Annotated in this window: 21 protein-coding genes; 7 read left to right on the plus strand and 14 right to left on the minus strand. The window is 45.1% G+C overall.

Translation table 11 applies throughout. The annotated features are described in order from the left end of the window. Nucleotides 1–13: 13 nt before the first annotated feature. The 3 genes from leuS to MCG98_RS13005 form a co-directional block, all read right to left on the minus strand. Entirely contained in the window at nt 14–2428 is a 2415-nt protein-coding gene (leuS, locus tag MCG98_RS12995) for a leucine--tRNA ligase (protein ID WP_240302368.1), read from the minus strand. 130 nt (nt 2429–2558) lie between these two features. Continuing rightward, on the minus strand, nt 2559–4160 hold the full coding sequence (locus tag MCG98_RS13000; RefSeq protein WP_240302369.1) for a CvpA family protein: 1602 nt from the start codon (nt 4158–4160) through the stop codon (nt 2559–2561). 94 nt (nt 4161–4254) lie between these two features. Then, nucleotides 4255–6342, minus strand: coding sequence for an elongation factor G (locus MCG98_RS13005; protein WP_240302370.1), 2088 nt, complete (start codon nt 6340–6342; stop codon nt 4255–4257). A 258-nt stretch (nt 6343–6600) separates the two neighbouring features. Here MCG98_RS13005 and aroF point away from each other — a divergent pair, with 258 nt between their 5' ends. Genes aroF through aroA form a run of 3 tightly spaced genes read left to right on the plus strand, consistent with a single transcriptional unit; the run spans nt 6601 to nt 10000 of the window. Further along, a complete protein-coding gene (aroF, locus tag MCG98_RS13010) occupies nt 6601–7614 on the plus strand; it encodes a 3-deoxy-7-phosphoheptulonate synthase (RefSeq protein WP_240302371.1) in 1014 nt (337 codons plus the stop codon). Beyond that, nucleotides 7615–8712 carry a prephenate dehydrogenase gene (locus tag MCG98_RS13015; protein ID WP_240302372.1) on the plus strand — a complete coding sequence of 366 codons (1098 nt, stop codon included), beginning with the start codon at nt 7615–7617 and terminating at the stop codon, nt 8710–8712. Nucleotides 8713–8722: 10 nt separating this feature from the next. Beyond that, nucleotides 8723–10000 carry a 3-phosphoshikimate 1-carboxyvinyltransferase gene (gene aroA / locus MCG98_RS13020; RefSeq protein ID WP_240302373.1) on the plus strand — a complete coding sequence of 426 codons (1278 nt, stop codon included), beginning with the start codon at nt 8723–8725 and terminating at the stop codon, nt 9998–10000. A gap of 62 nt (nt 10001–10062) precedes the next feature. On the opposite strand, the gene MCG98_RS13025 is transcribed toward aroA, so the two are convergent. The 4 genes from MCG98_RS13025 to MCG98_RS13040 all read right to left on the minus strand — a co-directional run bounded on the left by MCG98_RS13025 (nt 10063) and on the right by MCG98_RS13040 (nt 12990). Further along, entirely contained in the window at nt 10063–10983 is a 921-nt protein-coding gene (locus tag MCG98_RS13025; RefSeq protein WP_240302374.1) for a SufD family Fe-S cluster assembly protein, read from the minus strand. Between the two features lie 19 nt (nt 10984–11002). After that, nucleotides 11003–11719: an energy-coupling factor ABC transporter ATP-binding protein gene (locus MCG98_RS13030; RefSeq protein ID WP_240302375.1), complete on the minus strand. Its 717-nt coding sequence runs from the start codon at nt 11717–11719 to the stop codon at nt 11003–11005. A 70-nt stretch (nt 11720–11789) separates the two neighbouring features. Next, complete coding sequence (locus tag MCG98_RS13035; protein WP_240302376.1) at nt 11790–12500, minus strand: sigma-70 domain-containing protein; 711 nt, start codon at nt 12498–12500, stop codon at nt 11790–11792. A 112-nt stretch (nt 12501–12612) separates the two neighbouring features. After that, nucleotides 12613–12990 carry a heavy metal-associated domain-containing protein gene (locus MCG98_RS13040; protein WP_240302377.1) on the minus strand — a complete coding sequence of 126 codons (378 nt, stop codon included), beginning with the start codon at nt 12988–12990 and terminating at the stop codon, nt 12613–12615. A gap of 216 nt (nt 12991–13206) precedes the next feature. Here MCG98_RS13040 and MCG98_RS13045 point away from each other — a divergent pair, with 216 nt between their 5' ends. Further along, nucleotides 13207–13740, plus strand: coding sequence for a methylated-DNA--[protein]-cysteine S-methyltransferase (locus MCG98_RS13045; RefSeq protein WP_240303443.1), 534 nt, complete (start codon nt 13207–13209; stop codon nt 13738–13740). A gap of 24 nt (nt 13741–13764) precedes the next feature. Here the strand turns inward: MCG98_RS13045 and MCG98_RS13050 are convergent, their stop codons facing one another. Then, nucleotides 13765–14883 carry an aldo/keto reductase gene (locus tag MCG98_RS13050; protein WP_240302378.1) on the minus strand — a complete coding sequence of 373 codons (1119 nt, stop codon included), beginning with the start codon at nt 14881–14883 and terminating at the stop codon, nt 13765–13767. A 128-nt stretch (nt 14884–15011) separates the two neighbouring features. Between MCG98_RS13050 and MCG98_RS13055 the strand changes: the two genes are divergently transcribed. Both MCG98_RS13055 and MCG98_RS13060 read left to right on the plus strand, forming a co-directional pair. Further along, nucleotides 15012–15524 (plus strand): ferritin, encoded by a 513-nt coding sequence (locus tag MCG98_RS13055; protein ID WP_240302379.1) that lies wholly within the window; start codon nt 15012–15014, stop codon nt 15522–15524. Nucleotides 15525–15617: 93 nt separating this feature from the next. Beyond that, nucleotides 15618–15992 carry a hypothetical protein gene (locus tag MCG98_RS13060; RefSeq protein WP_240302380.1) on the plus strand — a complete coding sequence of 125 codons (375 nt, stop codon included), beginning with the start codon at nt 15618–15620 and terminating at the stop codon, nt 15990–15992. An 88-nt stretch (nt 15993–16080) separates the two neighbouring features. On the opposite strand, the gene MCG98_RS13065 is transcribed toward MCG98_RS13060, so the two are convergent. From MCG98_RS13065 to MCG98_RS13085, 5 genes are all read right to left on the minus strand, one after another. After that, on the minus strand, nt 16081–17406 hold the full coding sequence (locus MCG98_RS13065) for an ATP-binding protein (protein WP_240302381.1): 1326 nt from the start codon (nt 17404–17406) through the stop codon (nt 16081–16083). 180 nt (nt 17407–17586) lie between these two features. Next, complete coding sequence (locus MCG98_RS13070; protein ID WP_240302382.1) at nt 17587–18243, minus strand: TetR/AcrR family transcriptional regulator; 657 nt, start codon at nt 18241–18243, stop codon at nt 17587–17589. A gap of 103 nt (nt 18244–18346) precedes the next feature. Then, entirely contained in the window at nt 18347–19597 is a 1251-nt protein-coding gene (locus MCG98_RS13075) for a diguanylate cyclase (protein ID WP_240302383.1), read from the minus strand. A gap of 257 nt (nt 19598–19854) precedes the next feature. Continuing rightward, nucleotides 19855–20889 (minus strand): sugar ABC transporter substrate-binding protein, encoded by a 1035-nt coding sequence (locus MCG98_RS13080; protein ID WP_240302384.1) that lies wholly within the window; start codon nt 20887–20889, stop codon nt 19855–19857. Nucleotides 20890–20918: 29 nt separating this feature from the next. Then, nucleotides 20919–22016, minus strand: coding sequence for a uroporphyrinogen decarboxylase family protein (locus tag MCG98_RS13085; protein WP_240302385.1), 1098 nt, complete (start codon nt 22014–22016; stop codon nt 20919–20921). Nucleotides 22017–22178: 162 nt separating this feature from the next. On the opposite strand from MCG98_RS13085, the gene MCG98_RS13090 reads away from it, so the two are divergent. Beyond that, nucleotides 22179–23024 carry an AraC family transcriptional regulator gene (locus tag MCG98_RS13090; RefSeq protein ID WP_240302386.1) on the plus strand — a complete coding sequence of 282 codons (846 nt, stop codon included), beginning with the start codon at nt 22179–22181 and terminating at the stop codon, nt 23022–23024. A gap of 27 nt (nt 23025–23051) precedes the next feature. On the opposite strand, the gene MCG98_RS13095 is transcribed toward MCG98_RS13090, so the two are convergent. Next, on the minus strand, nt 23052–23630 hold the full coding sequence (locus MCG98_RS13095) for a TetR-like C-terminal domain-containing protein (protein WP_240302387.1): 579 nt from the start codon (nt 23628–23630) through the stop codon (nt 23052–23054). Between the last annotated feature and the right edge of the window lie 181 nt (nt 23631–23811).

A 23811-nucleotide genomic window follows, 5' to 3' on the forward strand; every position in this document is an offset into this window, starting at 1 on the left:
GACTTTTTTGTTCTTATTTCTGCACGATGTTAATGATCTTACCGGGAACATAGATCTCTTTCACGATATTCCCGGTCAGCTTGTCCGCAATCACTTCCTTGCCGGCGGCGATGGCGTCTTCTTTTGAGACATCAGCAGGAACGGATACCACGCCTCTGGTCTTTCCGTTGATCTGAACCGGAATTTCGATCTCATCGTCCTTCATGGCTTCTTCATCGTGCTTCGGCCAGCGGCTCTCAAATACAGATTCCGCATGCCCGTACACTTCCCACAGCTCTTCTGTGATATGCGGTGCAAATGGAGCGAGCAGGACGATGAATGTCTCCATCGTTTCTTTATCAATACCGCCTGTCTTCTTTGCCAGTTCGATAAACTTATTGTTATATTCCATGAAACCGGAGATTACCGTATTCAGGCTGAAGCTCTCCAGACGCTGCGTAATGTCAAATACCAGCTTATGGCGCAGTTTTACCATCTCCTTCGTCTCGGCAACACCGGCTTCAAAACTGTCGGCTGCCAGCTTCCAGAAACGGTTCAGGAAACGGTAGACACCGTCGATTCCACGGTCATCCCACTCGGCATCAAGTTCAGGCGGACCTACAAACAGTTCATACATACGCAGGGAATCACATCCGTAATCACGCACAAGATCATCCGGTGATACGACATTTCCCTTGGACTTGCTCATCTTAATACCATTTTTTCCGGTGATCATGCCCTGGTTAAACAGTTTTGTGAACGGTTCTTCAAAATCAACAGCCCCGATGTCATACAGGAATTTTGTATAGAACCTGGAATACAGCAGATGAAGAACAGCGTGTTCCACACCGCCGATATACATATCAACCGGCAGGTATTTATGTGCCTTTTCTTTGGATACGAGTTCTTCTGTGTTTTTGCTGTCCACATAGCGCAGGAAGTACCAGGAGGAACCTGCCCACTGAGGCATGGTATTTGTCTCGCGTTTTGCATCTGCGCCGCAGACCGGACATTTGCAGTTCACCCATTCATCGATGCCGGCTAGCGGTGACTCTCCTGTTCCTGTCGGCTCATAGGAATCTACCTCCGGCAGGCGAAGCGGGAGTTCTTCTTCCGGAACCGGCACATTGCCGCACTTCGGGCAGTGAATGATCGGAATCGGTTCTCCCCAGTAACGCTGTCTGGAGAATACCCAGTCACGCAGCTTGTAATTCACAGTGGCTTTTCCAAGACCACGCTCTTCGATAATATGTGGTGCCTCTTTTTTCAGCACTGCGGACTCCATGCCATTCCATTCACCGGAATTGATCATGGTTCCCGCGGCCTCCGTGTAAGCCTCCGTCATGTTTTCGATCTCCACGCCGTCCTTTGCGATAACCTGAACGATCGGAATGTCAAATTTCTTCGCAAACTCAAAGTCACGGTCGTCATGTGCCGGAACACACATAATCGCACCGGTACCGTAGTCTGCCAATACGTAATCAGACAGCCAGATCGGAGTCTTTTCACCGTTCAGCGGATTGATGGCATAGCTTCCGGTAAATACGCCTGTCTTTTCTTTATCCTGAAGCCTGTCAACGTTTGATTTCATGGACGCATCGCAGATGTATTTTTCTACTTTCGCCCTCTGATCTTCTGTCGCCAGCGAAGCCGCCAGCGAATGTTCCGGAGCCAGTACCATAAAGGTCGCACCGTAAAGTGTATCCGGTCTTGTCGTATACACCGTGATCTTCTCGTCGCGTCCGTCAACCGGGAAATCAACTTCCGCGCCGTAGGATTTGCCGATCCAGTCAGACTGCATCTTCTTAACTTTTTCCGGCCAGTCAAGCTTATCCAGGTCATTCAGCAGACGGTCCGCATATGCGGTAATCTTCAGCATCCACTGGCGCAGATTTTTCTTCGTCACCTCTTCCCCGCAGCGTTCACACCTGCCGTTTACCACTTCTTCGTTGGCAAGGCCTGTCTTGCAGGACGGACACCAGTTGATCGGAAACTCTTTTTCGTATGCCAGTCCTTCTTTGAACATTTTCACGAAAATCCACTGGGTCCATTTATAGAATTCAGGGTCCGTCGTGTTGACTTCCATATCCCAGTCATAGATCGCAGCAATGTCATTGATCTGCTTTTTGATATTGCTGACATTCTCTGCCGTGGACCTGGCCGGATGAACGCCCATCTTAATGGCATAATTCTCTGCCGGCAGTCCGAATGCATCCCATCCCATCGGATGAATCAGGTAGTAGCCGTTCAGTATCTTGTAACGGCTCCACACATCGGAAATTACATATCCTCTCCAATGTCCGACATGAAGCCCGTTTCCGGACGGATACGGAAACATATCCAGACAATAATACTTTTCTTTTTTTCCGTCATCAACATTCACGGGATGTTTCTCCCAGTTTTCGCGCCACTTTGTCTCGATCGCTCTGTGGTTATAAGGTACTGCCATTTATTTTTTCCTCCCGGGGTTTGCCCACAATATTCGTACACCCTCAGCTGGCAAAGACGCATGCATCTTTGCCAGCTGAGGGTAAAATCTGTAAATAATTTTACTCAGGTCCATCGTGTTTGTCAAGCAGTTACGAAAGGATATTCATGACCGTGCACACGGGATCGCCTTCCACATATTCCAGTTCGATCGAATCACCCACGTCGTAACCGACAATCTCCATGAAATCCACAACCGGCACATCATAGATCTTGCCGTCATTCTCAAGCACCACATAGAAGTGTGAATTACCATCTATGACACTCTGCGCCATCCGGCTGATGGTCCCCTTGACGGTCTCAGACTCATACGTGCCGTCTTCGTCAGCGGTGATTCCGCTGCTTCCGAGGAGTCTGATATAATTCTCTTCACACGCGGAAACCGTGTCTCCGATAGCTACGATCTGATACTTCTGAATATTAACCATCGCATATTTTTTCACCAGACCTGCATCGTCCTTCAGCGCGATCAGGTACGTCGGCTCATTGTGGGTGTTGAGCAGAAGCGGAAATGCCGCATGATAACCCAGATTCTGTACCTGTCCTTCCGCCGATGCCATTGCAGAATATTCTTCCGCCCCGTTCACCTCATAGTACCTGGTTTCCATGGTCCTCTGATTCATCAGAACAAATCCTACATTGGACTGGTCACTGCTGACAGACGTAATGCCGGTATAGACCCAGACATCATCATCCATCGCCAGATAGTTGTATCCGTCAGTTGTCTTAAGACATCCTTTCTGTCCAAAGATACTGTTAAAGAAACCATTTACCAGCTTTCCGTGATAATTGTAAAGTTCGATCAGCAGGTCGGCGGGATATGCACGGTCAATCCAGCTCGGACAGTCTTCGATCGCGTAATCGATCGTCTCACCGGTCTGTGCATTACACAGAACAACACGACCGATTGTCTGACCGCCGAAGAGACCGATATTGTATTTTTTCACCGGACACACCCAGTACGGGACGCCATCATCATCAATCTCAAAGCTGAGCTGGTCAAAGATATACGTTGGAAATTTAAAACGCAGGTGCCGGTATATGTTCCGGTTAAAATATTCAGATTCAGAATATCTGATCGGTTTATCCAGACGTACGAGCTCCGTATCCTGAGTCGCCATATCAATTTTAATATACGCCGGGATTCCTTCCGACTGATTCGTCAGCCATTTGATCGGACTTGCATATTCCAGAGGACTTACGCGCACCGGATCACCGTTATAATTAATCTGTGAATAAATGCTGCTGACTTCAAACTGAGAAACCATATCCACCATATTTCCCATTTTCCTGTTTCCAAGAAGTTCCGCGCTGTCCTTATCAAGAAGGGGAATCTGATTATAGCTGATCTGTTCGATATCCTCGGTAAAGTTACGTGTTTCCGGTGATACCAGCTTCTGATATTTATTTGCATTAATGATCGGTGACGACAGGATACTGCCGATCAGATATGCAGCTACGATCACCAGGGCAATGCCTCCCAGTATTTTCACAATACCACTGTGCTTTAGCTCCTGGGGTGTATACATCCGTTTCCGAAGGATATATGCTGCCAGCACGATCACCGCCAGAAGGATAATAAACAGCCAGAATCCAGACGCATGAATATTGACAGCCGGCAGTGTCACATAGTAATAAATACCGGCCAAAAGAATAATGATGATTGCAATGATTATTTTGCCTTTTCTTTTCATAATGTTTTCTCCTACACACAAGGGATGCCGCGGCTGCAGAATTCATCTGCAGAACCGCAACATCCCCCATTTTAATTAATAGATATCATCTTGTTCAGTCTTCGGAATCACTCTCCTTGACAGCTCTTGCTTCAATCTCACGTGCCTGAACATCGGAAGGTGCCTGCTCATAACGTGCAAATTCATAAGAGAAGTCTCCGCTTCCACCGGTCATGGAACGCAGGACAGTTGAATATCCGTAGATCTCCAGCATCGGTACGTCTGCTTCGATCACCTGGTTGCCGTTGTGATCAGGATTCATCCCAAGCACACGTCCCCTGCGCTTATTCAGGTCGCCCATAACGTCTCCGGTATATTTGTCGGGAACAGACACTTTCATGGTTACAATCGGCTCCAGAAGCACTGGTGATGCATCCATAAAACCTTTTTTGAAGGCCATGATCGTCGCCATCTTAAATGCCATTTCTGATGAGTCGACAGGATGGTAAGATCCATCATAAAGTACTGCTTTCACACCGACCACAGGATATGCTGCAAGCGGCCCTTTCAATACGGATTCCTGCAGTCCTTTTTCTACTGCCGGGAAGTAATTCTTCGGAACAGCTCCTCCGACTACGATCTGCTCAAATACACACGGAGTCTCAAGATCACCTGACGGTTCAAATTTCATTTTAACATGTCCGTACTGTCCATGTCCACCGGATTGTTTTTTGTATTTGCCTTCTACGTCAGAAGATTTTCGGATTGTCTCGCGGAACGCAACTTTTGGTTTTGACAGTTCAATATCGACCTTATAGCGTTCTTTGAGTTTGCTCACGATGATGTCCAGATGCTGATCACCCATTCCATATAGCAGTGTCTGATGATTCAGAGAATCGTTTTCAGAACGAATCGTCAGGTCTTCCTGCATCATTTTGGACAATGCCTGTGATATCTTATCCACATCACCTTTATTAGGTGTCTTATATCTTTTGTATGTATATGGTACCGACATTTCAGGTTTTCCATACATGACAGGCGTGGCTTTTGTCGCCAGTGAATCCCCTGTTTTAGAATTCAGTTTTCCGATCGCTCCTATATCTCCTGCATGCAGCTCCGGTACTTCGATCGGTTTATTGCCTTCAAGAACGTATAGTTTGTTTAGTTTTTCTTCTATTTCTTCATCTACATTATAGAGGACATCATTCGATTTAATGACACCGGAGCAGACTTTGATCATAGAATATTTACCAATGAACGGATCGACAATCGTTTTGAAGATGGTCGCTGATTTAGCCTTGGTAAAGTCATAATTTGCTTCATATATCTCACTGGTATTCTTAATGATACCGGCACGTTCTCTTTCTTTCGGGCTCGGGAAGTATCCGCAGATATCATCAAGAAGGTTAGATACCCCCTGAAGATTGACCGGTGAACCCATACATACCGGAACGAGGCTTCCTTCATGAACATTCATTGCCAGCGCGGCAGAAATCTCTGCAACTGAGAATTCTTCACCGCCAAAATAGCGGTCCATAAACTCTTCGCTTGTTTCAGCAACCGATTCCAGAAGGATTTCACGATATTTTTCCAGATATTCCTGGGAGTATTCCGGAATCTCACACTCTTCTTTTTTATCCTTTTCAATATATCTGCGGCCTTTATTTTTCACGATATTGATATAGCCGACAAATTTTTCGTTTTCACGGATCGGCATATGCAGCGGAGCAATCCTCTTGCCGTATAACTCTGTCAGGCTTTCTACAACCTCACGGTAGCTGACATTGTCAATATCCATCTCCGTTACAAAAATCATTCTGGGGAGTTTATATTTTTCACACAGATCCCACGCTTTCTGTGTTCCCACCTGTACACCTGATTTACCGGATACTACGATAACGGCAGCATCCGCTGCCGCAACAGCTTCCTCTGCCTCCCCGACAAAATCAAAAAAGCCGGGAGTGTCCAGAATATTAAGTTTCATTTTATCCCACTGTATCGGAACTACTGATGTAGAAATTGAAAATCCGCGTTTAATCTCTTCTTTATCAAAATCGCTGACTGTATTTCCGTCAGACACTTTTCCCAGTCGGTTTGTCATGCCGGATAAGTAAGCCATTGCTTCTACTAAAGTTGTTTTACCAGCGCCTCCATGTCCCAGCAGGACAACATTTCTGATTCGGTCTGTTCTGTAAATGTCCATAAAAATACCTCCCAAATTTTAGTATGGTTATATTTTACTAAAAACGAACGATAATTTCAAGCTATTTATATAATTTCAACAATTTTCCGGTGTTTTTTTTATTTTCTTCTCACATTTTCCCGCAAATGCACTTCCGCTTTAAACCGTTAAACTTTAAAGCCATAAAGTATTGACTTTTATATCCGGATACTTTACAATAAAACCGTCGTCTTATAATAAAAATACATATTAATATATAGAAAGAAAGGATAGCAAAACATGATCATCGTAATGAAACCAGGTGCACCGCAAAGTGCCGTGGATAGCGTCAAACATGCCGTGGCAGAAAAAGGCCTTGAGACCCATCTCTCCCAGGGAAAAGAAGTCACGATCATCGGCGTAGTCGGCAACAAGAATCTTTTATGTAACGAAAATATCGAGCTTATGCCTTTTGTTGATAAAATCGTGCCTATCACCGAGAGCTACAAACTGACAAATAAAAAGTTTCATCCATCTCCTTCCCGTGTTCAGGTTGGCGATGTGGAGATCGGACCCGACACACTCACAGTCATGGCTGGACCCTGCGCAGTTGAAACTGAGGAACAGCTGATGACGATCGCACGTGCCGTAAAAAAAGCAGGCGCTCAGTTTGTCCGCGGCGGCGCCTATAAGCCGAGGACTTCTCCGTATTCTTTCCAGGGTCTGGAAGAAGAAGGCCTGAAATACATGGCCGCCGCCCGCGAAGAGACCGGACTCAAGACCATCTGTGAAGTTATCAGTGCAGATGCTATCAATGCAGCTGTAAAGTATGTCGATATGATTCAGATCGGTGCACGCAATATGCAGAATTTCCAGCTTCTGCGTGAAGCCGGGAAATCCGGACTTCCTGTTCTTTTAAAACGCGGACTCGCCGCAACAATTGATGAATGGCTGAATGCTGCAGAATACATTATATCCGAAGGCAATCCTGATGTTGTGCTCTGTGAGCGTGGAATCCGGACTTTTGAGACAGCAACCAGAAATACGCTTGATCTGAGTGCAGTTCCTGTCATTAAAGAGAAATCCCACCTTCCTGTCATTGTAGACCCAAGCCATGCAACAGGTGTTTACTCTTATGTCGGACCGCTTGCAAAAGCCGCTGTAGCCTGCGGTGCAGACGGATTAATGATCGAGGTACACAACGATCCCGCACATGCACTCTCAGATGGCCCTCAGTCTCTGACTTTTGATAATTTTGACCGTCTGATGAATGATCTGACGGACTACATCAGACTTGCGGAAAGGAAACTGTAGATGAGTACAATTACCATCGGCTTTATCGGGCTGGGTCTTATCGGCGGCTCTATCGCCAAGTCTCTGAAAAAATTCCATCCGGATTACCGTATCCTGGCATACTCGGCAACAGAGACCACTCTACAGCTGGCGCTATCGGAGCACATTATTGATGAAGCCCTCGCAAAACAGGATGAGCGTTTTGGATTATGTGATTATATCTTCTTATGTGCTCCTGTATCGACGAATATAGAATACCTTCCTTTTTTAAGAGATGTCATTAAACCGGACTGTATCGTAACCGATGTTGGTTCCGTAAAAGGTGAAATTCATGAAGCCGTCACTGCCGCCGGCCTGGATACAAATTTTATCGGCGGTCATCCCATGGCCGGTTCCGAAAAGACCGGTTTAAAGAATGCAACCGATTATCTGATCGAGAATGCATATTACATCATCACACCGGGCGGGGAAATCGACGTATTAAAGCTCGGCAATTTTCTGGAACTGGTCCAGTCAATCGGAGCTATCCCCATGGTCCTGACTCATGAGGAACACGATTATATTACAGCGGCAGTCAGCCATCTCCCGCATATCGTCGCGGCATCGCTGGTGAATCTCGTACATAATCTGGACACTCAGGATGAACACATGAAAACCGTCGCTGCAGGCGGCTTTAAAGACATCACCAGGATTGCCTCTTCATCGCCGGACATGTGGCAGCCAATCTGTCTCGAAAACCGCACACAGATTTCCAGGGTGCTGGATGAATTCATCCGGCTGCTTGTTCAGGCACGCTGCTGGATAGATCAGGCGGAAGGCACGGATATCTACCGTATGTTTGAAACGGCACGCGACTACAGAGATGCTCTTCCGGATGCTTCAAGCGGACCGCTTAAAAAGAGGTATGAAATCTATTGTGATATCTATGATGAAGCAGGTGGTATCGCAACGATCGCAACGCTGCTGGCTATGAATAATATCAACATTAAGAATATTGGCATCACACATAACCGTGAATTTGGTGAGGGCGTACTCCGCATCGAATTTTATGATAAGAATGCCTGCGACCATGCTGAGCGTGCTCTCATGGAACGTAATTATACTTTGCACAAAAGATAGGAGTTTGGTTATGGAGATAACAAAATGCAAAAGCCTGACAGGTGAACTTTCAATTCCCGGAGACAAATCGATCTCACACCGGGGAGTGATGTTTGGCGCTCTCTCGCACGGACTGACCGAGATTTCAAATTTTCTGCATGGCGCCGACTGCCTCTCTACGATCTCCTGCTTTCAGAAAATGGGCGTTAATATCGAGAACACCGGAAACAGCGTACTGATAAACGGAAACGGACTTCATGGTCTCTGTGCCCCGAATACAGTACTCGACGCCGGAAACAGCGGTACTACTACCCGGCTTATCTCCGGCATCCTCGCCGGTCAGGACTTTACCTGTGAACTTACCGGCGACGCTTCCATTCAGAAACGGCCGATGGGCAGGATTCTGAAACCGCTGAAAATGATGGGTGCCGACATCAGCAGTCTGAACGGGAATGACTGCGCTCCGCTCGCAATCAGCGGACGTCCGCTCCGCGGCATCCACTATCAGTCACCGGTTGCATCTGCTCAGGTAAAATCGTGCGTCCTGCTTGCAGGCCTGTACGCCGACGGTAAAACGAGTGTGACGGAACCGTATCTGTCACGAAATCATACGGAACTGATGCTCTCCCATTTCGGCGCTTCCATTACTTCCGAAGGAACAACAGCGTCGGTTTTGCCTGATCCACTGCTTCACGGCTGCAGAATCAGTGTTCCGGGTGATATCTCCTCCGCCGCATACTTTATCGCCGCGGCACTCATCATACCAGGTTCAGAAGTCCTGATAAAAAGTGTCGGCATCAACCCTACACGTGACGGCATCCTGCGTGTCTGCCGCGAAATGGGAGCCTGTATAGAGCTTTTAAATAAGCGCAGTGAGGGCGGTGAGCCTGTTGCAGATCTGCTTGTTAAGAGCAGTACGTTAAAGGGAGTCAAGATTGAGGGTGCAATTATCCCATCCCTGATCGATGAAATACCTGTTCTCGCGGTTCTCGCTGCATTCGCGGAGGGTACAACTGTCATCCGAAATGCTGAAGAATTGAAAGTTAAAGAATCTAACAGACTGGACGTTATGGTGAGAGAGCTTTCCAAGATGGGAGCTTCCGTTACAGGTACGGACGACGGACTGATCATCGAAGGTGGCCGACCACTGCACGGTGCTTCGATCGACAGCCATCTTGATCATCGCATAGCGATGTCATTTACTGTCGCAGGAATGGCTGCGGACGGGACCACAACAATAAAAGATGCTCACTGTGTCGATATTTCATATCCCGGATTTTATCGGGATATGAAATATCTGCAAGTGTAAAACAGGCGCAAAAAGAGACGGGAGAAAATCCAGATCAGATTTTCTCCCGTCTCTTTTTGCATTTATGCTTTCAAAAATCCCTGAATGATTTTTTCCTCTGCCTGTTCTTCGGTGAGACCGAGTGTGCGCAGTTTGATAATCTGCTCACCCGCAATCTTTCCGATTGCCGCCTCATGGATCAGGGAAGCGTCGATGTCTCCTGCATACAATTCCGGCGCTGCGTTTACTGTTCCGTTGCCGACAAGTATCGCATCACATTCCGAGTGTCCGGTGCAGCGGCAGTTGCCTCTGATTCTGGAATGATAATCCTGGCTGGAATTTCCCTTTGCCACGGAACGTGAAACCAGGTCAACGGCGCTGTCCTCCCCATCCATGGATACCTCAAATTCAGTTTTTGCAGTCTCTTCCCCGTCTGTCAGTATCCTCTCATGGATGATCAGCCTAGCCCTCGCCCCAAGTACGGCTGAAGTCTTCCGTGTGCTGCTGTCCACACCCCCGAGCTGAACCGTGTCCATCTCAAGAACAGCGTCCTCCCCCAGTACGATATCCGTAACCGGATCTATCCTTCTGGTGCCCTCACCGTCACCTGTTCCGATATGCTTTTCCTGGTACAGGACATGTGCTCCCCTTTCGAGAAAAAACCGGTGAATGCCGTTGTGGCGTGCATCTTCCTCTCCGTCTGAATGTACCCCACATCCTGCAACGATCGTCACATCAGCACCAGACGCAACATAGAAATCGTTGTATACAAGATCATCAACGTTCCCATGGGTCACACAGGCAGGAATATAAACCGTCTCCTGTTGCGCGTTCTCATCAATCCGGATCACCAGACCCGGTGCATCCTCCTTGCTCTCTATTCTGATGTGTTCTGAAGACTGGCGTCCTGCACACTGTCCGTCCTCACGAATATTAAAAGCACCTTTAAACTCTCCGGTAAAATCAGATACTGCCTTCAGCAGTTTCCTGGTAATCTTATTCATACTTGAAGACCCCCCTGTTCTATCTTCCGAGCGGACACAGTCCGCCCTTTTCACCATCCAGCAACCCCGGAAGAACTTCTTCTTTGGTTCCCTCCATCCTCAGTTTTCCATCTGCAACAACGACAATTCGGTCCGCAATGTCCAGGATACGCTCCTGATGCGAAATGATAAGAAGCGCTTCTCCGTGCTTCTTTTTCAGATTTTGGAACGCATCGATCAGATTCGTAAAGCTCCACAGATCAATGCCTGCCTCCGGTTCATCAAACACCATGATTTTCGCATTTTTTCTTGCCAGTACCGTTGCTATTTCAATTCGTTTGCTCTCTCCGCCTGAAAGGTTTGCATCCACCTCACGGTCAATATATTCCTGCGCACACAGCCCCACGTCACCGAGCACACCGCAGAGCCTGGCTTCATCCAGCGGTTCTTCAGCAGAAAGCTCCAGCAGGTCCCTCACAGTCAGTGCCTTAAACCTGACAGGCTGCTGAAACGCATAGCTGACTCCATTCTGCGCTCTCCTGGTAATATCCCAGTCTGTGATATCCTCGCCGTCCAGTAGGATTTTTCCGGAAGTAGGGGTAACCAGTCCCGCAATCAATTTTGCCAGGGATGTTTTCCCTCCACCGTTAGGTCCGGTGATAACCGTCAGTTTTCCCTCCGGCACCGTCAAGTTGATATCCTTAAGGATTTCCTCTCCGCCCGGAAGCGTCCAGCTGATTCCTTTTAATTCCAGCATACCAAAGCCTCCTCTTTTGATATATTCTTTTGTCATATATTTTTATATCAGATTATAATTGAGCACTTGCTCAAATGTCAATATTTTCATCTTTCAGCATCGCCTCATCGGGCAGTTCACCGGTCAGTTTCAGAATACTGCGCACCTCTTCTTCTGAAATTCCCATATCATATGCGATCTCCTCGAGATATACTTTTCTTCCCAGTTCTTGTTCCAGTTTTGTGATACTCTCCTCCAACGCACTTACCCGGGCAATCACCTTATGGTCCCCCACTGTCTTACTCTCCGTCTCCAGCAGCAGACCCCGCATTTCTCTTTCAATGCAGGACCGGATGAATTCATCTGCACCATCTGCTGATTTAAGGCTGCCAAGCCCGATCGTCAGTCCGATATTTCCTTCCTGTATTAAATCACCGATAAAAATACCTTCCCGGTGCAGATTCCGTGCAGACCTGATCACTTCACGGAGATAGAATCCTGTTAAATTTTCCCTCGCCAGTGTATCTCCAGCAGCAGCCTGTTTTAAAAGTTCCTGTTTTGCGTCTTCCGATACCGGCTTTACTGACTCCAGCATCTCCTGATATTCACTCAGATACGCTTCCTCCTCTTCGGCCAGCGCAGTCTCCTTTCGCTGTTCGGAAACGTATCCCATAATCATGGCCAGCTGTCCGTCTGTCAGCTCAATCCCATGAAAGTGTTGCCGGATTATTTCTTCCGTCATATCGCCGCCTGTTTCCATCAGGGAACGTAATTTTATCTGAAACTGTTCTTTATCGTTCATATCGCTCTTCCTCTCATAATAAATCTTATATAGTTTAGAGGTTTTCCAGGAATTTGTCAATGATGCTAAAAAGGTTTCATTCCGGATTATACCCGGAATGAAACCCTTTTCTCTATACGTTTGATTTTTCAATTTCTACAGAACGGACATAGTAGCCTTTTTCTTTCATGATCTGCCTCAATTGTTCCTCCTGAACAATTTCCCTGGTTCGTACAATAACCTCAGCACGCTGCAAATTGACTTTTGCCAGGAATCCTTCCCGTTCATGGAATGCATTTTCAATCTTTACAGCACAATTCTGGCATGTCATCCCATCAATACCCATCTTATAAACAAAGGGATAGTGTGAAATGTCTCTGTCAGCCGGCCTGATGCGCTTTTCGGAATCACCACCGGATCCACAGCATCCATGACTCAGTTTCTTCATATAGCTTCTGACACCAAATATGCAGATAATTATCAGAATCATACAGATAATTGCCGTTACCATGTTACATCACCTCCCGCTGTTCTTGTCAATACAGTGATTAGTCTTGTCTAACTCCAGTTGTATCTTATCATTTTAACCAGTATTCGTCAATACGATTTCATTTATTCTAAAATATTTAAATATGATTTCGCTGCCAGCTGTGATAAAATCAGTAGTATATACTTACGAAGAAAATCTTTGTAAATAATAATAAGTAACTTTTAGGGAGGAAGTATGATGCAATATACAAATACATATCAATCACCGTTGGGCAGTATTACAATCGCAAGCAATGGCGAAAGCCTCACCGGCCTGTGGTTTGCCGGTCAAAAATATTATGCTGATACCCTGTCCGCAGAACATGAAGAAAAAGATCTGCCCGTGTTTAACCAGACCAGATCCTGGCTGGATTGTTATTTTCGGGGAGTTGATCCCGCGTTTACACCTCCGCTGTATCTGCACAGCTCCCCATTCCGGCTTGAGGTATGGGAGATGTTGAAACAGATTCCATATGGAAAGGTTATGACTTACGGTGCCATCGCTGACATCATGGCCCGTCAAAGAGGAATGAAAAACATCTCTGCACAGGCGGTCGGAGGAGCTGTTGGCCACAATCCAATTTCTATTATCATACCATGCCACAGGGTTGTCGGGAGTAATGGCAGCCTGACCGGATATGCGGGCGGCATTGATAAGAAGGTCCGGCTGCTCACCCTTGAAAATGTCGATATGAAACATTTATTTATCCCTAAGAATGGGACGGCACTGTAAAGAGATAAATAGGCAGAACCTCTTTCAATACAAATCAGTCTGTACTTTCTCCAGTTCTTCACGGATCGAAATATGCTGGGGACAGACTTCCTCACATTTTCCGCACTTGATGCACTTATCCGCACGTTCTTTTCCATGCCCGCCCACCAGCCAGTTTTCCTGATGTGCCGCAGCAGCCTTATCTCCATAAAGTGTGAGGTAATTCATGGCCGTAAACGCCCCTGAAATCCCAATATCCTGCGGACAGACTTTTGCACAGTAGTTGCATGTCGTACACGGAATCAACGATATTTTGTTCAGCGCTTCCTGTGCCTTTTTTACTGTTTCTTTTTCACTCGCTGTCAGGCCGGAAAATTGTCTCATGAAGAAAAGATTGTCTTCCATCTGTTCCACATTGCTCATGCCGGACAAAACAGTGATAACCCCCTCCAGATCGGCTGCAAACCGGATTGCCCAGGATGCATTGGAGGCTTTTGGATCTGCTGCTTTGAGGATCTCTTCCACCGGTCCGGGAGGTGTTGCGAGCATGCCTCCTTTTACCGGTTCCATGATGACAATCGGTTTACCATGTTTTCGTGCCACTTCATAACAGGCTCTGGACTGAACAGCCGGATTTTCCCAGTCTGCATAATTGATCTGAAGCTGAACAAATTCCATTTCAGGATGTGCTGTCAGTATTGCTTCCAGTTCTTCCGGTGTTGAATGGAAAGAAAAGCCGGCATGTTTGATCAGGCCTTCTTTTTTCTTACTCTGCATCCAGCTCCACATGTCATACTCATCAAAATATTTTGTTCTGCCCTCACCCAGATTATGGAGCAGATAAAAATCAAAATATCCCGCCCCTGTCTGTTTTAATGATGTCTCAAACTGTGCCGCAGCTTCTTCCCGGCTCTTACAGTCAATCCAGGCTGCATTTTTAGTCGCCAGCTGAAATTTCTCTCTTGGATAACGCTCTACCAGCGCCTTCCGTATCGCATCTTCACTCCCGGCATACGCCCATGCTGTGTCAAAATAAGTAAATCCGGCCGCTATGAATTTGTCAACCATAACTTTTACCTGTTCAACATCAATCGCATTATCCTTCTGGGGCAGACGCATTAAACCGAATCCCAGTTTTTTGATACCTTCACCTGTAAAACTCATTTTTATCCTCCTGTTTTTTATTCTATTTTACCGCAAATTTGCGCTGCAGTGAATAACCAATGTCGTATAATATGATGAAAACATGGGCATAGATACTTTAATATTATATATCCGAAGGAGTTGTGCGTATGTTAAACGAAAAAGTATCTCAGCTTTTAAACCGACAGGTAAATAAAGAGTTTTATTCCGCATACCTGTATCTGTACTATTCTAATTTTTATTCAGATAGAGGTCTTGACGGTTTTGCCAATTGGTATCAGGTCCAGGCACAGGAGGAACGTGACCACGCCATGCTCTTTGTCCAATACATGCAGAATAATGATGCGGAGATAACTTTTTACGCAATCGACAAGCCGGATGATATACTGGACAGTCTTTCAGCACCGCTGCATGCTGCGCTCCAGCACGAAAAATATGTGACTGCGCTGATCGGGTCAATCTGTGAGGCGGCTTCTGAAGCAAAAGATTACCGTACTCTGCAGTTTCTGGACTGGTTTATTAAAGAACAGGGAGAGGAAGAGACGATTGCGGGAGATCTGATCAAAAAAATGGAACTGTTCGGTTCTGAGGCAAAAGGCCTTTATATGCTTGACCAGGAACTTGGCGCACGTACCTATACGCCTCCAACTTTAACTCTTTAACTTTTAATTTTCTTACACCTCACACACTCTCAGGCACAAAGTTACATTTATTCCATATGATATATTGTATCATTTAGGAAAGTAGGCATAAATATGTCAGAAAAAACGAATTATGACAGCTCAATAAATTCTATCGAGTCTTCTGAAGCATTAAATGAAACCTGTCCGGGAGTCGGATATCAACAGGTCAATGTCTGTGTGCCTGTGACAGTAACACCTTATGCTCATGCAGGATACACAAAAACCAAATTCTGCGGTGATCCAAAAGTTATACCCGGTGAGAGCATATGTCCCGGTGAGTTAAATGGTGAATGTACCTTCACGATCAGCCAGACATTATGTATTGAAGTACCTGTATATTTTGGTGCGACAGCAACAGTTGGTGATACCTATGTAGATTGCCTCGGTGTATCATCATGCGATATCTGCGCTGCCTGCAAAGATGAGGGGGATTGTGGGGCAGAATGAAACAGTCACAATAATTTAAGAATATGTATCAAAACACCTGCTGTTCAAAGAGTGATGACGGGCTGATTCCCGTCATCACTCTTCAGCGTTAATGATACATATGCGCCGATATCAGATCAGTCAGCACCTGATAGAGCTCCTGTGGATTGATCGGTTTTGCCAGATGTACATTCATACCGGATTTCTGTGATTTTTCTTTATCCTCGTCAAATACATTTGCCGTCATAGCTATAATCGGGATGGTTACAGCATCCTGACGCCGGCTTTCCCGTATTTTTTTTGCAGCCTCCAGACCGTCAAGAACCGGCATTCTCAAATCCATCAAAATAGCATCATAGTATCCTTCCGGGGACTTTTCAAACAGATCTACAGCGATCCGGCCGTTTTCAGCAGGTTCAGTCAATATTCCCTGCTGGCTGAGGATATAAGAAGCAATCTCCATATTCAGCGGATGATCTTCTGCTATCAAGATCCTCTTCCCCTGCAAAATAAGATGATTATCATCTTTTTGCCCGTTTTCTTCCGCCTTCACCTCTCGTGCCTTCATCGACACGATAAAGGTTGTGCCTTTGCCTCTGTCACTGGAGCAGGTAATCGTACCTTCCATCAACTCAACTAATTGTTTAACTATAGCCAGACCAAGTCCGGTTCCGCTGTCTCCGGAAGTCTTACTTGCGTCCTCCTGCTCAAACGGTTCAAACATTCTCCTCTGAAATTCCTGGCTCATTCCAATACCATTATCCTGTATTGTGATTCGATACTCCCGCTGGCCTTCATATTCATCCAATGTTTCTGCACACATATGTACCCACCCGCCGGATGGAGTAAATTTAACGGCATTTGTAAGCATATTTATGACTACCTGTTGTATCCTGAGCTTGTCAACCATCAGGATATAATTATCCATGGGGGATTTTTCCAGCGTAAAGCCAACCCCCTTCTCCTGTGCCACCGGTCCAATTAAATCACAGATGGATTGCAGAAATTCGTCAGTACCCCAAGGCTCCAATATCAATTTCATCTTATTGTTACCCATTTTACTCATATCCAGCGTATTATTGATCAGGCCTAAAAGATAGCTGCCAGAGTGATTGATTTTTTGCAGGCAATCCTGTCTCTCCTGCCTCGACTTGGAATCCAACCCCATCCTCGACAATCCTATGATGGCGTTAAGCGGTGTACGCATATCATGACTCATTCTGGAAAGAAAATCATTTTTAGCTGTCAGGGCATTTTTAAGCTTTTGGTTCATTTTCCGGTTAGCCAGATAAAATAGCAGAAATAGCACCGCCAAAATCAATGACAGCGCAACGGCCCCTGTAATGACAAGAAACTGCTTCGGGTTCGTATACATCCTATCCGGAAAAATATCTGTCAGAAGCACTCCCCCTCTTAGCCAGATTTGTTTTTTCAAAACACTCATCTCCTTTTTATTAATATTCATAGAATAACCAGACCAGGATTTTTTTGTCTTATGTTGAGACATAAAGAAGCAAAAACTATATACACCATTAAAAATGTATTGCTTTTATACTAAGTCCTATTATGAGACACAGATTTTTTTTTAAAAGCCATCCCAAAAGATGGCTGACAGTTATGCATTTATCGCAGTAAGTACAGCTTCAACATAAGCGTTTATTACCCGTTTGACAGATATACCGTTCTCAGAATGATCATATGATTCCGGATTCGCTGCTATTCGAAATAACATACCTGAAAAAGATACGGATATCCATGTATGTGTCAAATTCAGGTCCAGATCACTCCGAAAAGATCCATCTTCTATTCCCCTCTCCAGCAAATCTCTGATAAAACCATATCTTCTTTTCGTATAGCCATGCCGCTGTATTTCCAGTCTCGGCGCAAACAATTCGTATGGTACCTCTCCCTGCCGCTTCCAGTATGCCTCAAGCTCCTGCATCACGGTTACCGATGGCATATCAGGCTGGAAGAGATAGACATGCATGCGCAAGGCGAATTCCAGCTGCTGTTTAGTCGTTAAACCGTCTACACTATAAGAGTGAAACAGCTTCTCATACTGCTCATTAAAAGTCTTCATATATTGCTGAGTCGCTCTGCGAATAAGATTATTGAGTGTACCGAAATACCGTTGCAGTGACCGGGTACTTAACCCCGCTTTTTCTGCAATCAATTCACGTGTACAATTTGAGACTCCCACGGTCTCAAAACATGAGATGGTTGCACTGAGTGCCGCTTCCATATTACGTTCTCTGTCCTCCGCAGTAGGCATAGACCATTTCCCCCCCTGTCTTCTTATGTATTAAATACAAGATCATTATATGCGTTGATTATACTATTTTTCAATTAGAAATACAAGTTCAGCCATACGTCGCTCACCGCAAAAGAACTGCTTTTATCCTGTGTCTCACTAATTCACAACTAAAGGGTTTAATGAGAAAATCATCTGCTCCTGCTCCCAATGCCTCTATTTGAGACCCCTGTCCTCTTTCTGTAACGGCTACGACGATCAAATCATTCATGTGAAGAATATTTCGTATTTTTTTAATCAGGAGAAATCCATCTCCATTTGATGTATCGATATCCACAACCACAATCTCAATCACCCTGTTTTTTAAAATTTCAAGGGCCTGTACGGCATCTTCCGCTTCATAGATCTGAATTTCAGTCTGCAAATATTCTTGTAACAGTTTTCGGTCTTCCCGGACATGATCTACCACCAACATGTTTTTTGCATTACCTGAAATCATTTTTTTGTTATGATACATGTTGGTGTCAGCCTTCTGAAATAATTTTCGAAGCTGTCCCGGATTTCCATCAAAATGCTCTGTGTAAGCCATCCCTATAGCTATAGAAGGTCTGTATCTTTTTGTCCCGTCTATGGAAAGACCAGAAACGGCTTTTTGTATCTTTTCCATGATTTTTTCAACATATACCTGACTGCAGTTTCTCAATACAACCAGAAATTCATCTCCGCCCACCCTCATGATTCTATCGGACTGTCGAACATTTTTCTTCAGTATATCAGCAATAAGCACAAGAAGTTCATCACCCCGGTCATGTCCAAAAGCATCATTTACATACTTAAAATGGTTAACATCTATTGCCAGATAACCAATTTCTCTCGGTACTTCATTTGTCATTTCGTAGATATACCGGCGTTCATCATAGTATCTTCTGTTAAATACTCCTGTGAGAGAATCCTCATAAACTTTCTGATTCATTTTCTTCACTTCATCTGCCATTGTGCTCTGTCCGTGCGCATGGAGTACCATGTCATCTGAGACATTATTCACTAATTCCAAAGCAGCCAAATATTGCTGTCCGGCATCTGTCACGATAAACGGCATGGAAACAACACTGTAGACATCGTCTTTTCGAAATTCAAATTTACTGATTCTTTTTTTCTCCATGCAGGCACGTAAACTTACACAATTATCACAGCGTGAACCTTTTTCCCAGACAGCAAAACAGGGTTCCAACTGTATTTTCTGCATTCTTCCATCCCGGTAACTGATCACAGACGTATCGTGAGGGTCAACAATCCTAACAACGTCATAGATTAATTTAAAATCCTCAATCAGCTTAAGTAGTTTTTCTATTTTTATCATACAGATTTCTTTCATAGTGCCACCTGCCTGCTTATTCTGTTCTGTTTGCCTGTCATGGAATGTGATTTCATAAATTCTGCATTTGTCTCATATAGAGACACATAAGAGCTAAAAAACAACCGTCCGAAAACGACTTTCTATCTTTTACACCCTCTCAGAATTAATCATTGACAACAGTATATCATCTTTCGAATTAAATATCAATGCGGCATATAAGATTAAAAGAACCTGCCGGTATTTTTCACACCGGCAGGTTAATAAAAAATTGACAATCAGTTTAAATCAAAGATTTCAGAAACATTATCCATCGTCACATCATAAATATCCATGTAAGATTTCTCTTCACACGCCTCATATCCCTCTGTAAAGAACTGCCGGCATACTTCTGCCATTTTTTCTCCCAACACCTTAAAACTCACATAGACAGCGTACTCTTCATATCCGCCTGTCATCAGCTCCACATCCCAGGTCCCGGATACAATCCATCCATTCACTTTAATCTTATCTGTCATATCGGCAGCCTTCAAAACCTCGATTGCACCCTGCGCCATTTTATTATCCTGTGTTGCAATCCAGTCAATATCGTCTCCATACGCCTGAATCCAGTCTTCCGTGATCTGCATCGCGCCTTCCGTTGTCCAGTCACCGCTTTGTCTGGACAAAATAGTAAGGTCACTCCGCCCCGCAAGAGCTTCTTCAAACCCCTGTCCTCTCAGTATCGTCGCCTCTCTCCCTGCAGTCCCCTCAATATAGCAAATATTTTCTCCTTCTCCGGCATGTTCGGCAATATATTTTCCCTGTGCGTATCCGCAGTCATATTCGTTGAAACCGACAAATTTGTATTCTCCAGCAGATGATTCCGTTGCCACCATGAATACCGGAACACCGGCGGCATTGCAGGCTTTTACGGATGCGGCATTTCCCGCTGTATCCACACCGATGATGAACATGGCATCGATGCCCTTTGCCAGCAGCAATTCAACATTGCTCGTCTGTTTGTCAATGTTGTTGTCTGAATCCACCCATTCTACCTCGACTTTATTTCCCACCGCATCTGCGAACTCCTCTGACTCAATGATGTCTGCCATGGTTTTGCAGGCTGTATAGCAGCTTTCATCCGAATCGGCAAGATTGCTTACTCCTACACGATAGATATACGCATCCTCCGCAGGAGCTTGGGCAGTATCCTTATTCCGAACAGTTTCAGCTGCCCAATCCTGCTGCCCGGATGATTTCGATGCGCATCCCCCAAGTAATGTTGTAACCAGTATTGTCCCCGCTATTAAAACAGAAATTGCCTTCCTCATGTTATTCCCTCCGCACTATGATCTTTTGTCTACGCCTCGCCTTTGGCTCTTTTTATCGCTCTCATCATCGCCAGAACATTTTCAACAGGCACATTGTTCATGATCTCCTGTGACGGCCCGATAATCAGTCCCCCATTCCTGCCAAGTATGTCAATCGTCCGCATTGTTCCCTCATAAACATCCTCCGCCGATCGGAATGTGAGAAGATCCTGTGTATCCACACCTCCATAGAACGTCAGATCCTTCCCATATTCCCTCTTCAGGAATTCAAAGTCCATGCAGGCCTGCACCGGTTCCAGCACATCCAGACCGGCGTCAATCAGGTGCGGGATAAACGGTGTAATTTTTCCGCATGAATGCATCTGGACCGGGATTCCTCCGTCTTTAAAAACACGAAAAATCTTTCTGATCCGCGGCAGCAGGTATCTGACAAACATATCCTCCGAGAAAAATGTACTGATCTGCGTGCCGAGATCATCCCCGTAATGCCCGATCGGAAATCCGCGCTTTACTACCTGCTCTGCCATGATCATTTTATATTCGGTTATGATATCCATGATTTTGCACGCTCTTTCGGGATCCTCTGATAGCATGCACATAAATTCTTCAATCCCGACAAGATTCCAGGACCGTTCCCAGATTCCTGTATATCCGCTCACTACAACCAGATATTCATCCCCGTATTTTTTCAGGTCTTCCTCTGCTACAGAAAACAAAATATCCAGGTTTTCAAGCGGCGGTGCATGAAATGTTTCCAGGATCTCGTCTTCATCGATACACCCGGCAAGCGGATTGGCGTAATTAAAATATCCACCGTCTGACAGATCAAATTTCATCCCCCACAGATCATAGACCATATGCGGATTTTCGGAGTCCGGAAGTACACGGTTGTGGTCTCTTGCGATCCCCATCCTGTACGGATCATTCTTGTCCACATTGACGATCTCATCCAGGTGGGCCGTAAAGCGGTAGTGGTTACCAAGATAGCTGTCCACCCCGTCCTCATCGAGTCCCAGTCGCTCTGCCATTTCCATTTTTTTATCACGATGCGAGAAAGTAATCTGGCTTGGCAGATATGACGTGTTCTTTTTTGCTATTACATTTAATACTGTTTGACTTCTGGTCATAAACGTGTTGTCCTCTCTTTCACTTTACCCGGTATACCTGTCTGCGCGCTGGTTTTTAATTGTTTTTTGTGATATCATTATTATAAATTTAAAAAACGGCTTAGTAAATGCCGCAATTTGCCCCATACATGTTACATATTGCTCTTATAATGGAGGATGAAAATGTTAGAGAAAGACAGTGGAGTATACGGCGGAAGTGACTATTACGTCATGACGCCTTCAGAAGTAGCGAAATCATATTTCTATTATCTGACGATGTGCGGCCATATGCACACATACTATGGATATGCAAAAAAGAGAGACTATTACCCGGATATGCTGATCATGTGTATTATAAGCGGGACCATGATGCTGAGATATGGAGGAAAAGAATACAGACTAATTGCCGGTACCACAGCGCTGATCGACTGCCAGACTCCCCAGCATTATTTTACGGCAGATCACTGTGAATTTTCATTCGCACATTTTGGCGGTAAAGATATCCGTGCAGTCTATCCTTATCTTTACCGCACTTATGGCTGTATTTTTCAAAATGTTGAGCACAGAGAAGCTGCAAAGTTTCTGAACGCCATGATCCTCCGCTTTCGCAACGAACAGTTTGTCAGTGAAACGGAATGCTCCATGCTGCTGTACCAGATGGTATTTCATCTGTTCCCAAAAACTTATAACGGAAGGATTGCCTCCATCGCTGAGCCCGCATTAAACAGTGTGATTCAATATATCCATGGCCATCTGTCGGAACGGATATCACTCCGGGACCTTGCAGATATGGCACATCTCAGCCCCTACTATTTTTCCAGAATGTTCAAGAAACATCTCGGTTCATCACCCTATGATTATCTGATGAAAACCAGGATTAACCGTGCCAAGCATCTTTTAATGGACACCGATATGTCGGTCGGAGAGATTGCAGACGCCGTAGGCTTCAACAGTGCCTCACGCTTCTCACACGCATTCACCCAGCGGGTAGGAATCGCTCCGAGTGAATTCAGGGAATTTCCCGTGTAAACCCGGACTGGATCATTTTCACAGCAGTTACTCAACAGACTCATAGAATACATCCATCGCATGCGTCACCATCTTATAGGTGAGCTGCGCCATGTGTTCCGGTGATTCCGGATTGTCCTGCTCCATCCAGCTTTTCAGTAATCCCAGACAACCCGACAGACAGAAATCATAGTAATATTTCAGATCATTCTTTCCTGCTGGATATAAATGACTGATAGATTTAATGCTGTTCTCCGCAATGATCTCTTCAATCTGCCGGATAAAATGCATATCTCCGTGCTGCCCAAGCAAAGCGCAGCAGATTTCCTTGTTTTCTTCCAGAATGGTAAACATATCTGCAATAAAAGGAAATGTATTCTTGTTATGAGGCAGAACCGGATGGGCTTCTATGACCTGCTGTATCCGCATCAGGAGGTCCTGTTCGATACTGTCCAGCAGATTATGAATATCTGTATAATGCAGATAAAAAGTTGATCGGTTAATATCCACCTCATCAACCAGTTCTTTTACCGTAATCTCATTAATATTTTTTGTTTTCATCAGTTTTGCAAGACCTGCATTCAGCTGCGCCTTTGTTTTTCTGACTCTCCGGTCTGTCCTTTCCATTCTTTCCTCCTATGCCACACTCTGCGGCTTAAATCAGGGTTCTCAATCTACAGCTTTCAAAGATTCAGCGTATAATCGACATATATTTATCATATGTTGTTTAGTCGCCATTACGAGTATTATTGATGGTTGTATCTGCTAATTAAGTTTATTATAATACAGTCAGCAAAGAAAAACAACA

This window comes from Ruminococcus sp. OA3, from assembly GCF_022440845.1.
Classification (GTDB): domain Bacteria; phylum Bacillota; class Clostridia; order Lachnospirales; family Lachnospiraceae; genus Ruminococcus_G.